This window comes from Cohnella rhizoplanae, assembly GCF_948329515.1.
GTDB lineage: Bacteria > Bacillota > Bacilli > Paenibacillales > Paenibacillaceae > Cohnella > Cohnella rhizoplanae.
On record NZ_CAOJCN010000003.1, the window covers coordinates 313,867 to 325,006 of the forward strand.

Consider the following 11,140-nt stretch of genomic DNA (forward strand, 5'->3'; position numbering starts at 1 on the left):
GGCAGGGCGGTCCAATAGGAGAGGGGAATGCTGGCATGGCCCGACATCTCGTGATCGGCAACGGCAAGATGCTCATCAATCTCGACGATCATTGTTTTATCCGCGATCTCTACTTCCCGTTCGTAGGCCAGCTCAACCATATCGGCGGACAGCAATGCCGGTTCGGCGTCTGGTGCAACGGCTCGTTCGTCTGGCTGGACGATCCGTCCTGGCGGATCGAGCTCGGCTACATCGAAAACTCGCTCGTCACCAACGTGGTCGCCAGGCATGACGGACTGGGCATTGAGCTGTACGTCAACGACGGGATTCACCAGCGGGAGAGCATCTATATGAAGCGCGTCGTCGTTCGCAATCTGACCGGGGAGCCGAAGGACGTCCGCGTGTTCTTCCACCAGGATCTGATGATCGACGGCAACGAGGTCGGCGATACGGCGGCTTACTATCCGATGAACCGTACCGTGTTCCATTACAAGCGTTCCTCCTACTTCATGTTCAACGGCCGCTCCCAGACCGGCGGCATCTACCAGTTCACGACCGGCATCAAGCGGTTCCACTCGGCCGAAGGGACCTGGCGGGACGCCGAGGACGGCGAGCTGATGGGCAACGCCATCGCCCAAGGCTCGGTCGACAGCACGATCAGCTTCAGGCTGGAGCTTCAAGGAAACGCCGAGAGCTCGTTGTATTATTGGATGTCGGTCGGCAGCGATCTGGAGGAGGTCAAGCGGCTCGACCAGTATGTGCTGGAGAGTCATCCGGAAAAGCTGCTCAGCCGCATCGTCATCTACTGGAACCACTGGCTGACGAAGGTCGGCTCGCAGTACCACTTCGGCGATCTGCCGCCGGAGGTGGTGCAGCTGTTCAAGCACAGCCTGCTTATCGTGCGGACGCAGATCGACGAACGCGGCGCCATTCTGGCGGCCAACGATACCGACATCCTGCAGTACAACCGCGACCACTATAGCTACATGTGGCCGCGCGACGGCGCGCTCATCGCCGACGCGATGTCGCTGGCGGGTTACCACGGCACGATCGCGCCGTTTTTCCACTTCTGCAACGACGCGCTCGCGCCCGAAGGATATCTGTATCACAAGTACAATCCGGACGGCACCGTCGGCTCCAGCTGGCATCCGTACGTCGTGCACGGACTGCCCCGGCTGCCGATCCAGGAGGATGAGACCGCCCTGGTCCTGTTCGCGCTCTGGAAGGATTATGAGCGCCACGGCGAGATCGAGCTGCCCCAGTCGCTGTATCCGAGCCTCGTTCGCAAAGCCGCTTCGTTCCTGTGCGACTATATCGAACCCTCGCTCGGACTGCCGCTTCCCAGCTACGATCTATGGGAGGAGCGCTATGGCATCTGGACGTACACTTCCGCCTCCGTCTACGGCGGTCTGATGGGCGCTGCCTACTTTGCGGACCTGTTCGGCGACTACGAGCGCAGCGACCGTTACCGCAACGTGGCCGAGCGGATCAAGCTCGGCATGATGACGCATCTGTGGGACGAGGAAACGGGGCGCTTCGCGCGCGGGCTCGCGCTCCGCGACGGCAAATGGGAGAAGGACATGACGATCGAGAGCAGCGTGTTCGGCCTGTTCGAGTTCGGCGTGCTGCCCGCGAGCGACGACCGCGTCGTCCGCACGATGCAGGCGATCCAGCAGGGGCTGTCGATCAAGACGGACATCGGCGGCATCGCCAGGTATACCAACGATTATTACTTTCAGCAGTCGGACGATCTCGAGCGCGTGCCGGGCAACCCGTGGATCATCTGCACGCTGTGGGTCGCGTACTTCCAGATCGAGACCGCGCAGCGGCTCTCGGACCTCGAGGCGCCGCGCATCACGCTCGAGAAGATCGTGAACTCGACGCTAGAGGGCGGCAACATGCCCGAGCAGATCCATCCGACCCAGGGCACCCCGCTCTCCGTAGCGCCGCTGACTTGGTCGCACGCGACTTATATCAAGACCGTATGCCTCTACGCCCGCAAGCACGAAGAACTGGCGGGCAAGGAATAAGGCGGAGCCGCCGGTTAATCCGCCGCGCGCGCAGAGCGAGACCATCGACAGCCATCCCGAGGCGCGAGCCGGCAGGGTGGCTGTTTGATTTTGCTGCGCGCGTCCGCAACTTTTGCCGGCTCGCCGGTGTAAGTATTACTGTGACACGCATGGGAGGAGAAACCGCATATGAACCCGAGTCTTTCTCAATCGAAAACCGAACCGCTCTTCACGCCGGCTTTTATCGTCCTTTGTCTGACGTCGCTGCTGTGCCTGTCGATGCTCGTCGTACGGGAAGCGCAGGTGGGAGACAGCCGCTACCGGTTCCTGGTGTGGAACCTGTTCCTGGCCTGGCTCCCGCTGCTCGTGTCGATGGCGGCGACCGGCGCCGATCGCCTGCTGTCGGGGGCGCCTGCCGTACTGCGCAAGGTGGCGCTGCCCGTCCTCGGCACCGGGTGGCTGCTACTCTATCCGAACGCGCCGTATCTGACGACGGACTTGATCCATCTGATCGTGAACCCGGCGTATGGCTGGCGGCAAGCCTCCGATTCGCTGCTCGTTTGGTACGATCTCATCGTCTTTTTCTTGTTCGCCTGGTGCGGCCTGCTGCTGGGCTACGTATCGATGCGGCAGTTCCACCGGCTGGTCGGTCTTCATCTCGGCGCTTCGGCAGGCTGGCTGTTTATCGTGGCGGTGTCGTTCCTCGGCGGCTTCGGCGTCTATCTGGGACGCGTGATCCGTCTCAACAGCTGGGATGTGCTCTTCAGTCCGTTCAGGCTGGTCGACAGCGTCATCGGCGGCATCAACGCGAATGGCGCGATACTGACGATCTTGTTCGGCATGCTGATCCTTATGGTGTATTTGTCGCTGTATTGTCTCGGTTTCCGGCGCGGACCGGGGGTCGGCGGCGTTGCCCGGGACGGGTCCGGCGGGTTATCATAGTACATAGCCATAGTTGCTCGAGTCTAGGAGGCGGAATTCATGAGTTTCTTCAAAAAGTTAACGGAAACAGTCAGCAAAGGGGTGAGCACGGCTACGGAGAAGGCCCAACAGACCGTCGAGATCACCAAGCTTCACTCGCAGATCGCGGGCAAACGCAAGGAGATCGAGCGTCAATATAACGAGATCGGCGAGGCCGTCTATAAGGCATTTGTCGACGGCGACTTGTCCAAGGCCGAGGTCGAGGTCATCCCGGCCTGCCAGCTGATCGCCGACAAAGGCCGCGAGATCGATGTCCTCGAAGACCGGATCCGCGAGCTTCGCAACGAGAAAGAATGCGAGTGCGGGCAGCGCGTGCCGTTCCAGACCCGCTTCTGTCCCGCCTGCGGCAAGCCGTTCCCGGAGCCCGCGCCGGTGACCGAGACGCCGGTCGAGGGCGAGCTGTCCGTGCTGTCCGAAGGCGGAACGCCCGAGCGGGCGGAGCAGGCCATCGACGTCTACCCCGAGGACGAGTCGGTCGCGAGCGTATGGGATGAGCCTCATGCCGCCGAGCCGTCGCCGGTGCCGGCGACGGCCCCTGAAGTTCGGCAGCCCGACAAGCCGGCGGTCCACGCGTGCACGGCTTGCGGTTCGGAGATGCCGGAAGAAGCGCGTTTCTGCCAGGATTGCGGGAACCCGATGTACCCTTAATCGGTTTGGATGCGCTTTAAGAACTGCGAGAGTCTGATATCGGACGGCGTTGATGCCGGTCGATGTCAGACTCTTTTATTTATGGCATCATTTATTTAGAATCACCCTAATCTGCGTCATTATAATTAACGTATCTTCATAGAGTTTGTAAAATAAAAATATTTTTAATCGAAAACCAGAAGACTTTTGGTTTCTAATGTTATAAAATATAACATAATAACGACATTCCGCATGAAGTACGAGCACGCGTGCGTGGCGAGGAGGGGTTCCGTGTCTGCAATGTCCCGCAAAGATGCCAAGCCGGAGAACAGAACGGCACGTTTGAGTTTCCCGTTAACGGAGCCTAAGGATGAACCGTCCGCGAGGACGGGCGAGGAACGCGCGGCGCTCGACAGGCTGCCCGCCGATGAATATAGCCAGCTCGCCGAGCTGAAGTCCTCGATCGGGCGAATATCGCGACTGATGCTAAGCGGCGGCAGCCTGGAGCAGGCGCTGGACGCGATGGAGGAAGTGCTGGGCAATCCGGTCGCCGTCATCCACGGCAAGGACAGCTCGCTGCGCTCGTCCGGCTTCGGGGCTGCCGCGGCGGAGCAAGCCGCGGCCGCTGCGGCCGCGCACGTCGGGCGCGAGGGCGGCCGCCGCTCCGGCACGGATGGCTTCCTCGCCTTCGGCGAAGCGCATCGCGCGTATTATTATTGGATCGCGGGGAGCGGCGAGCGGCAGACGGCGATCGCGCTCTACGAGCTGAACCGCGCGATCGCGCCGATCGACACGCTGACGCTGGCGCGCATGTCCGCCTTCGTGGACCTGGAGATGGCCAATCGGATGGCGGTCCAGGAGGTCGAAGGGAAGTATCTGGACCTGTTCCTGCAGGACTGGCTCTCCGGCAAGATCGTCTCCGAGCGGGACTGGTCCGTGCGAACGGAAGTGTGCGGCTGCGAACTTCGCTCCGCGGATCGGCTCTGCGCGATCTTGGTCGGTCTGCCGGAAGCGGGGGCCGAGCATGCGGAAGGCAGGCTGGCCGTACTGTGCCGCAGCCTGCGGTCCGGATCGCGGACGCCGGGAAGAGAGATGCTGGCGGCACCCTTCGGAAGCGAGCTCGTCCTCATTCTGTCCGAAGGAAAGGCGGAAGGACAGGAGCCGGCAGAGGGCGCGGCAGAGGCGTCGCTGCAGCGGCTGCTGGACGAACTGCGCGCGGAGCTCGGCATGCCGGCGCTGCGGCTATTCGCCGGACGGCCGGTCGCGCAGCCCGAACTGATTCCCGCGAGCCTCTCGCAGGCGCGCAGGGCGAGGCAGGTCGCCGAGGTATGCGGGTTGGCCGGAGACGTGGTCACGTACGACAAGCTGGGCGTGTATTCGCTCCTGTACTTAATACCGGGCGGCGAGGAGCGCGAGCAATTTTTGCGCCGCTACATGGTGCCGCTCCAGCAGGCCGACCGCAAGGGCGGAGGACGGCTCGCGGAGACGCTGGAGATGTTTTTCCGGTGCAACGGCAATATCAAGCTCACCTCCGAGAAGCTGTATGCCCATTACAACACGATCGTGTATCGGCTGGATAAAATCCAGAGCATCCTCGGCGTATCTCTGGACGATCCCGAAGACAGACTCCAGCTGCAGCTCTCGCTGAAGCTCGGACAGATCTCGCCGGGCAGCTTCTGACCGCTATCCGCAGATTCGTCCGGCATCTCCTAATACGCCAAAAACCTCCGGCCCGCACGCATGCGGACCGGAGGTTTTTTACGCAATCAGATCGCAGCCATCGCCGTTAGGCGATTAGATCCAGCCGGCTCTGAGGATGATGACGAGCAGTATGAACAGTACCAGCGCGAACGCTGCTCCACCCATGCCGCCGTATCCGCCGCAACCTGCGCCGCCTGCTACTCCGTATCCCATAGTAACAACCTCCCGATTAGAGTTATGTGATGAGCGATCACACAGTCATCATATGCGGAGGCCGGCGGGCGGCTTGTGCGTTCGCCCGTATTTCGACGGAGACGATCATTTGAATTCGACTTCCACCGGCGGATCGATGCCCGGCAGCGCGTTGCGAATATTCACGATCCGAGTCTCCGCAGTCTCCGGACCCCCGCAGCCGATCCGGAAATGGGAGCCCGCGGAGAGGCCGACAACGTTCACCTCGCCGACCTCGATCGGCGCGCATTCGGAGCGGAAAACGGCGCGGGGGCCGGCGGGTGCCGGCGAGACGGGAAGCGGACGGGCGAACAGCGCGTATGATTCGTATCGGAATTCGTCGCTTCCGAAGGCGGCCAGCGTGCGTTGAACCGCCAGCACGCGCGATTTCAGGTTGGCGCCGTCCCGATTGTCTCCGAAATGAAGGATGGCGGCGTTGGAGATCGTGTTGACAAATACGCTGCCGACTTGGGACAAGCGGCACCGCATCGCTATTCACCCTCCTCCGGCAGTTCCGGCAGGGGAGCCAGCGGACCGACGATGACAGACTCCGGCGGCGTGTCGAAATAGGAGTAAAGCGTCATGCTCTGCGTATCCCCGATCAGCAGCGAGGAGGAGCTCGAAACGCCGAGAATGCGTATCGAGCCGATTTTAACCGGTTCGTTGTATACGTTCATCTGATCGAATAAAGCCATGTCAGCGACCCTCCTCTTCGGCTGATTGCGCCACGCGTCTCTGGACGTAATTTTCGAAGGCGGTCCGGATGTCCTTTTTTACTTTTTCCATCACGCTCCGGCGCCACGCCGCGAGCTCCTGATCGGTTTTTTGCTCGGGCAGCGGCATCGTGCGGGCGTAATATTGGATCCTCGCGCCGAGCTGCGCCTTGACGTCGTCCGTCACCGCGCGCAGCTCGGAGGGCTGGAAGGTCAATCCGTTCTGCGCCGCGAGCGCCGACAGGTCGGCCGGCGCGTCGTCGTTCATAAATTGAGCGCCTTGCTGCACGAGACCGGGAATCATCGGCTCCGGACCTTCTTGCGAGACGGCGGGCGTCTGCCACATCCCGGGCGCGGGCACATCGAAAGCGTCTACGCCGGATTGGGCGTTCGGGCTGAGCCCGATATTCAGCGTGCCGTCGAGCCGGCTTACCTTGAGCTGGTCGAAATGGTACTCCACGTGCACGGGAGGCTTGCGCTGCAGGTCCTCGACTCGTGTCTGAAGCTCGGCGATCTTGGCTTGCATCTGCTCCAGCTGCCGCGTGAGCGCGGCGACCTGCTGCTCGTACCCGGCGAGCTTCGCGTTGCCGGCCTCGGCCTGCGTCTCGAGCGCGTGCAGTCTCCGCGCGATATCGTCGCACGCCTGCCCGTGCGGGGGATAGTACCACACCGAATTCACGATTCATGCCTCCTCTGGGAGCGCGGGTTGACGTGCGGAACGCCGGTCCGCAGGTTTCAGGTCGGATTCGGCAGGGGGACGAGCGCCAGCGGAGAGACGGCATTCGTTACCAATGCGCCGGTAAGATCCGGCGCCGGCTCGGTGAAGCCGCCCGTATTATACAGCTGGGACAGCGATTGAATGCTCCCTGCGCTCCCGATCTGCAGGACGCTCGAGTTGGATACGGCGTCCACGCGCAGCTGGCCGATGTTGATGTGCTGATAGATCGTCCAGGACATTTAGATGACCCCCGAGTTGCCGCCGATTTGCGTTTCCGAGGCGTCTGCCACGTCTTGATCGTTGGTATTGGTTGAACTTATGCTATTCGTTCTAGGAAAATCCCCGGTGACGAAAGAACCTGCGCCAGCAAAGGTTTTCGTAGAGCTGGTAGGCGAGATTTGTAGACAGTCTCCGAATTGTACGACGCCGCTGGAGCCGACGCTTAGAATCTTGACGGCGCCTACGATGCTGGGCATAGCGCAACGACTCCTTCAGCGATTAGTCATGCCCTATCCTATGAAGGCTGGAGCCCAGAGGTTCCGGTGATGGCGGCGTTCTCGCACTCCGGATCGCCCGCCGGCATAAGCTGTTGTTGACCTGGAGCCGCGGTTTGGTTTGGAGGAGGAATGCAGGCATGTCTTTTTTCGACGATGGTCCGCTGCCGAATTGGGACGCGATCCGCACGATGATCGGCAGGGACCTGCCGTGGGACCTAATCAAGCAGTGGGACAATAAAGACGATTCGTGGTTGAACGATTATATAAGCAAACTTGGCCTAGGCGCGCTTGCAGGCCAAGCCGGCCGAGCCGGACAAGGAAAAGGCGCCGAATCGGGGCAGTCGGCTACCGTATCGGCCAAGCCGCAGATGGAAGCGCGCAAGGAAGCCAGACGCGTCGTCGCGACGATCAAGCCGCCCGCCGGCGCGGATCGTCGCGATATCCGGCTCTACGCGACAGCGGACCGGCTTCGCGTATCGGGGTTGACGGGCGCCGAAGCCGCTACGCTCAAGCTGCCTTGCCTGGTCGTGCCGAAGTCGGGCCGCGTAACCTGGAAAAACGGCAAGTGGGTCGTCGTATTCCGCCGAAGGCCGGCGAGTCTTGGGGAAGTGGAGTTATTTATCGGGGAATAGACGCCCCAAGCGTGTTCAATCCTTCCCGGATTCGCTATAATGCAATAAAGCGGCACTCGCGCATAGATAGAATGCGCGGATGCGCCACGAGGATGGGGAGGAAGCGTTTTTGGAACTGGTCGACGTATCTGAGGTTTCCGCTGGTTTATTTATCGTAGGCGTTATATTCATTTTGCTGGTCGGAGGGCTGCTCAGCATGGGCATACTCCGTTTTTTTCAGACGAAAAAAGGACAAGGCTGGGCCTATATGGTCGGCTCGGCCGTATCGCTCGTCGCTTTTATTCTGATCGTGAACCGGTGGTTCGATTGACGCAAGCGCTAATTTGACAGAAGCCCCTGGCTTCCGGCATGATGAAGATATCGTAAACAGGCTTACGGGAGGCGGACGGAATGGGAAACAAGGTCGTCGCGGCGATGCGGCTGCCGATCGTATTCTATCGCCGGTTCATCTCGCCGCTCAAGCCGCCGACCTGCCGGTTCGCGCCGACCTGCTCGGCCTATGCGCTCGAGGCGATCGAGGTTCACGGGCCGATCAAGGGGGCGGGGCTCGCCGCGGTCCGGATCTGCAAGTGCCATCCGTTTCACCCCGGCGGATTCGACCCGGTGCCTCCGCCCAAGGGCAAGCGCGCGGAGGGCCGGCCCTCCGCTTGACATCGGCCTCCCCGCTGCGTTATATTTTGGCCAATACAATCTCATAACGATCCGATGAAGCGATGAGTACGAAGCCGTCGGTCTATCCCAGAGAGCCGGATGAGCTGCGAGCCGGCATAGACCGCCTTCGGAAGATGGTCATGGAGGATTCGTCTTCGAGCGCCCCCGCCGCCGCGGCCGGCGACGAGGGGACGACGCGCGATCCGGCGTTAACGGAGCTGCCGGTCCATGCGATCGGCGCGAATGAGCCTTCGACCGCGCGAGCGGCGGAGGGAATTTGGGTGGTACCACGTGAGCGCAGACTCTCGTCCCATAGCGGACGGGAGTCTTTTTGCGTTCCCGCGCACCGTTCTGCGCCAACCTTACCCAGGAGATGATGAAGATGACCGAAGCGGGCAAAACCTTCTATATTACGACCCCGATCTATTATCCGAGCGACAAGCTGCACATCGGACATGCGTACACGACCGTGGCCGGCGACGCCATATCCAGGTACAAGCGACTGCGCGGCTATGAGGTGCGCTATCTGACCGGTACCGACGAGCACGGGCAAAAAATCGAGCGCAAGGCCCAGGACGCCGGCAAAACCCCGCAGCAATTCGTGGACGATATCGTCGTGGGCATCAAGGAGCTGTGGAAGAAGCTCGAGATTTCGAACGACGATTTTATCCGCACGACGGAGCCGAGACATACGCGGGTCGTCGAAGAGATTTTCGAGAAGCTGCTCGCCAAGGGCGACATCTACAAAGGCGAATACGAGGGCTGGTACAGCATTCCGGACGAGACTTTCTACACGGAGACGCAGCTCGTCGAAGTCGTGAAGGACGAGAAAGGAAATGTCATAGCCGGCAAAAGTCCGGACAGCGGGCATCCGGTCGAGCTGGTCAAGGAAGAATCGTATTTTTTCAAAATGAGCCGCTACGTGGACCGGCTGCTCGCCCATTACGAGGCGAACCCGGACTTCATCCAGCCCGAGTCGCGCAAGACCGAGATGATCAACAACTTCATCAAGCCCGGCCTCGAGGACTTGGCGGTGTCCCGGACGACGTACAACTGGGGCATTCCGGTGCGCTCGGATCCCAAGCACGTCATCTACGTGTGGATCGACGCGTTGTGCAACTACATCACGGCGCTCGGCTACGGTACGGACGACGACTCGCTCATGCGCAAGTTCTGGCCGGCGGACGTGCACCTAATGAGCAAGGAAATCGTACGCTTCCATACGATCTACTGGCCGATCATGCTCATGGCGCTCGACCTGCCGCTGCCGAAAAAAGTGTTCGCGCACGGCTGGCTGCTCATGAAGGACGGCAAAATGTCCAAATCCAAGGGCAACGTAGTGGATCCGGTCAAGCTCATCGACAGGTACGGGCTCGATCCGGTTCGCTACTATCTGCTGCGCGAGGTGCCGTTCGGCTCGGACGGCACATTCACGCCTGAGAACTTCGCGGAGCGGCTGAATTATGACTTGGCGAACGATCTCGGCAACCTGCTGAGCCGCACCGTCGCCATGATCGGCAAGTATTTCGAAGGCGTCGTGCCGGAGACGACGGGCGCCACGGCGTTCGACGCGGATCTGGAGAGCGTGGCGGCCGCCGCCGTCCGCAAGACCGAGGAAGCGGTCGAGGCGATGGAGTTCTCCGTCGCGCTGACGGCGATCTGGACGCTCGTCAGCCGGACGAACAAGTACATCGACGAAACGCAGCCGTGGGTGCTGGCCAAGGACGAGGCCGACCGCGGCGCGCTGGCTTCGGTGATGGCGCATCTGGCGGAGAGCCTGCGGATCGTATCGATCCTGCTGCAGCCGTTCATGACGCACGCGCCGGCCCGCATCTGGGCGCAGCTCGGCATCGCTGCGGGTCCCGCGACCGCGTGGGACAGCCTCGGGACGTGGAGCGGACTTGCTGCAGGCGCACGGGTGGAGAAGGGGGAGGCGCTGTTCCCCCGGCTGGATCTGGAGAGCGAAGTCGCCTGGATCGTGGATATGATGGGCGGCGGAGCCAAGGCGGCAGCGCCGGCGGAGACGCCCGCGGCCGCCGCGAGTGCGCCTGCGACGGAAGCGAAGGCGGAGATCTCCATCGACGACTTCGCCAAGATCGAGCTGCGCGTGGCGCAGGTCACCGCCTGCGCGCCGATCCCCAAGGCCGACAAGCTGCTGAAGCTGCAGCTCGACCTCGGCGGCGAGTCGCGTCAGGTCGTATCCGGCATCGCCCAATACTACAAGCCTGAGGAGCTCGTCGGCGCCAAGGTCATCTGCGTCGCCAACCTGAAGCCGGTCAAGCTGCGCGGCGAATGGTCGCACGGCATGATCCTGGCCGCGTCCGAGGGCGGGCAGCTGAAGCTGGCGACGGTGCCCGAGGGCATGCCGAACGGCGCATTGGTCAAATAATGTTTGAATTTA

14 protein-coding genes are annotated in these 11,140 nt (G+C 61.6%); 8 read left to right on the plus strand and 6 right to left on the minus strand.

Annotation, left to right across the window (positions count from 1 at the left end):
• Positions 1-35 precede the first annotated feature (35 nt).
• The 4 genes from PQG80_RS08095 to PQG80_RS08110 all read left to right on the plus strand — a co-directional run bounded on the left by PQG80_RS08095 (position 36) and on the right by PQG80_RS08110 (position 5,276).
• Positions 36-2,009, plus strand: coding sequence for a glycoside hydrolase family 15 protein (locus tag PQG80_RS08095; protein ID WP_271750757.1), 1,974 nt, complete (start codon positions 36-38; stop codon positions 2,007-2,009).
• A gap of 168 nt (positions 2,010-2,177) precedes the next feature.
• Entirely contained in the window at positions 2,178-2,930 is a 753-nt protein-coding gene (locus PQG80_RS08100) for a DUF1361 domain-containing protein (RefSeq protein ID WP_271750758.1), read from the plus strand.
• A 39-nt stretch (positions 2,931-2,969) separates the two neighbouring features.
• On the plus strand, positions 2,970-3,617 hold the full coding sequence (locus PQG80_RS08105) for a zinc ribbon domain-containing protein (protein WP_271750760.1): 648 nt from the start codon (positions 2,970-2,972) through the stop codon (positions 3,615-3,617).
• A gap of 279 nt (positions 3,618-3,896) precedes the next feature.
• Positions 3,897-5,276 carry a PucR family transcriptional regulator gene (locus PQG80_RS08110; RefSeq protein WP_271750913.1) on the plus strand — a complete coding sequence of 460 codons (1,380 nt, stop codon included), beginning with the start codon at positions 3,897-3,899 and terminating at the stop codon, positions 5,274-5,276.
• A gap of 114 nt (positions 5,277-5,390) precedes the next feature.
• Here PQG80_RS08110 and PQG80_RS08115 read toward each other — a convergent pair whose 3' ends face one another.
• From PQG80_RS08115 to PQG80_RS08140, 6 genes are all read right to left on the minus strand, one after another.
• Positions 5,391-5,510 (minus strand): sporulation protein YjcZ, encoded by a 120-nt coding sequence (locus PQG80_RS08115; RefSeq protein ID WP_271750761.1) that lies wholly within the window; start codon positions 5,508-5,510, stop codon positions 5,391-5,393.
• Positions 5,511-5,615: 105 nt separating this feature from the next.
• On the minus strand, positions 5,616-6,017 hold the full coding sequence (locus tag PQG80_RS08120; protein WP_271750762.1) for a spore germination protein GerPE: 402 nt from the start codon (positions 6,015-6,017) through the stop codon (positions 5,616-5,618).
• 2 nt (positions 6,018-6,019) lie between these two features.
• Positions 6,020-6,223, minus strand: a complete 204-nt coding sequence (locus PQG80_RS08125) for a spore gernimation protein GerPD (protein ID WP_271750763.1) — start codon at positions 6,221-6,223, stop codon at positions 6,020-6,022.
• Between the two features lies 1 nt (position 6,224).
• The gene (gerPC, locus tag PQG80_RS08130) at positions 6,225-6,920 is read right to left on the minus strand and encodes a spore germination protein GerPC (protein ID WP_271750764.1); all 696 of its coding nucleotides are present in this window, start codon (positions 6,918-6,920) and stop codon (positions 6,225-6,227) included.
• 56 nt (positions 6,921-6,976) lie between these two features.
• The gene (locus PQG80_RS08135) at positions 6,977-7,198 is read right to left on the minus strand and encodes a spore germination protein GerPB (RefSeq protein WP_271750765.1); all 222 of its coding nucleotides are present in this window, start codon (positions 7,196-7,198) and stop codon (positions 6,977-6,979) included.
• Positions 7,199-7,435, minus strand: coding sequence for a spore germination protein (locus PQG80_RS08140; RefSeq protein WP_271750766.1), 237 nt, complete (start codon positions 7,433-7,435; stop codon positions 7,199-7,201).
• 158 nt (positions 7,436-7,593) lie between these two features.
• On the opposite strand from PQG80_RS08140, the gene PQG80_RS08145 reads away from it, so the two are divergent.
• The 4 genes from PQG80_RS08145 to metG all read left to right on the plus strand — a co-directional run bounded on the left by PQG80_RS08145 (position 7,594) and on the right by metG (position 11,128).
• Entirely contained in the window at positions 7,594-8,088 is a 495-nt protein-coding gene (locus PQG80_RS08145; protein ID WP_271750767.1) for a hypothetical protein, read from the plus strand.
• A gap of 109 nt (positions 8,089-8,197) precedes the next feature.
• On the plus strand, positions 8,198-8,398 hold the full coding sequence (locus tag PQG80_RS08150; protein ID WP_271750768.1) for a hypothetical protein: 201 nt from the start codon (positions 8,198-8,200) through the stop codon (positions 8,396-8,398).
• An 80-nt stretch (positions 8,399-8,478) separates the two neighbouring features.
• The gene (gene yidD, locus PQG80_RS08155) at positions 8,479-8,739 is read left to right on the plus strand and encodes a membrane protein insertion efficiency factor YidD (RefSeq protein ID WP_271750769.1); all 261 of its coding nucleotides are present in this window, start codon (positions 8,479-8,481) and stop codon (positions 8,737-8,739) included.
• A gap of 376 nt (positions 8,740-9,115) precedes the next feature.
• Positions 9,116-11,128 carry a methionine--tRNA ligase gene (gene metG, locus PQG80_RS08160; protein WP_271750770.1) on the plus strand — a complete coding sequence of 671 codons (2,013 nt, stop codon included), beginning with the start codon at positions 9,116-9,118 and terminating at the stop codon, positions 11,126-11,128.
• The last annotated feature ends 12 nt before the right edge of the window (positions 11,129-11,140 follow it).

Bases quoted from the DNA above. Each gene is read 5' to 3' on its own strand.
- PQG80_RS08115 (WP_271750761.1), bottom strand. From the start codon at position 5,510: ATGGGATACGGAGTAGCAGGCGGCGCAGGTTGCGGCGGATACGGCGGC.
- PQG80_RS08105 (WP_271750760.1), top strand. From the start codon at position 2,970: ATGAGTTTCTTCAAAAAGTTAACGGAAACAGTCAGCAAAGGGGTGAGC.
- PQG80_RS08120 (WP_271750762.1), bottom strand. From the start codon at position 6,017: ATGCGGTGCCGCTTGTCCCAAGTCGGCAGCGTATTTGTCAACACGATC.
- PQG80_RS08110 (WP_271750913.1), top strand. From the start codon at position 3,897: ATGTCCCGCAAAGATGCCAAGCCGGAGAACAGAACGGCACGTTTGAGT.
- metG (WP_271750770.1), top strand. From the start codon at position 9,116: ATGAAGATGACCGAAGCGGGCAAAACCTTCTATATTACGACCCCGATC.
- PQG80_RS08145 (WP_271750767.1), top strand. From the start codon at position 7,594: ATGTCTTTTTTCGACGATGGTCCGCTGCCGAATTGGGACGCGATCCGC.
- PQG80_RS08100 (WP_271750758.1), top strand. From the start codon at position 2,178: ATGAACCCGAGTCTTTCTCAATCGAAAACCGAACCGCTCTTCACGCCG.
- PQG80_RS08125 (WP_271750763.1), bottom strand. From the start codon at position 6,223: ATGGCTTTATTCGATCAGATGAACGTATACAACGAACCGGTTAAAATC.
- yidD (WP_271750769.1), top strand. From the start codon at position 8,479: ATGGGAAACAAGGTCGTCGCGGCGATGCGGCTGCCGATCGTATTCTAT.
- PQG80_RS08140 (WP_271750766.1), bottom strand. From the start codon at position 7,435: ATGCCCAGCATCGTAGGCGCCGTCAAGATTCTAAGCGTCGGCTCCAGC.
- PQG80_RS08135 (WP_271750765.1), bottom strand. From the start codon at position 7,198: ATGTCCTGGACGATCTATCAGCACATCAACATCGGCCAGCTGCGCGTG.
- PQG80_RS08095 (WP_271750757.1), top strand. From the start codon at position 36: ATGGCCCGACATCTCGTGATCGGCAACGGCAAGATGCTCATCAATCTC.